1 protein-coding gene is annotated in these 411 nt (G+C 56.7%); it reads right to left on the minus strand.

Going from position 1 to position 411, the window contains the following annotated elements; all coding sequences use genetic code 11:
• On the minus strand, window positions 1–394 hold a 394-nt coding region (locus ACXAGX_RS20560; protein ID WP_474840710.1), incomplete at its 3' end, for an Ig-like domain-containing protein.
• Between the last annotated feature and the right edge of the window lie 17 nt (window positions 395–411).

The raw sequence follows: 411 nt of genomic DNA on the forward strand, positions 1-411 counted from the left end.
CTTCTACCGTGTAGGCTCCGTCGGCCATGTCCGCAGGGACATCAGCGCTGAATGAACCGTCAGGTTGTACGGTTGCGGTAAAGGTTTGGGCGTCACCGTTTGAGTCGGTCACCGTGATCGATACCGTTTCACCGACAGGCAGATCAGTGGTACCCGATACTGTTGGTGTGGCGTCATTACCCAGCGAGTGTGGATCAAGGGTGATGACTGGTGCAGCCGTATCGATTTCGCCGTTATTGTCGGTAGCCGTAGTGGCATTACCCGCAGCATCGGTAGCAGTGGCTTCTACTGTGTAGGCTCCGTCGGCCATGTCTGCTGGGACATCGGCACTGAACGAGCCATCAGGCTGTACGGTTGCCGTGAAGGTTTGGGCGTCACCGTTTGAGTCGGTCACCGTGATCGATACCGTTT

The sequence above is a fragment of the Alteromonas sp. ABV4_515 genome (assembly GCF_056160345.1).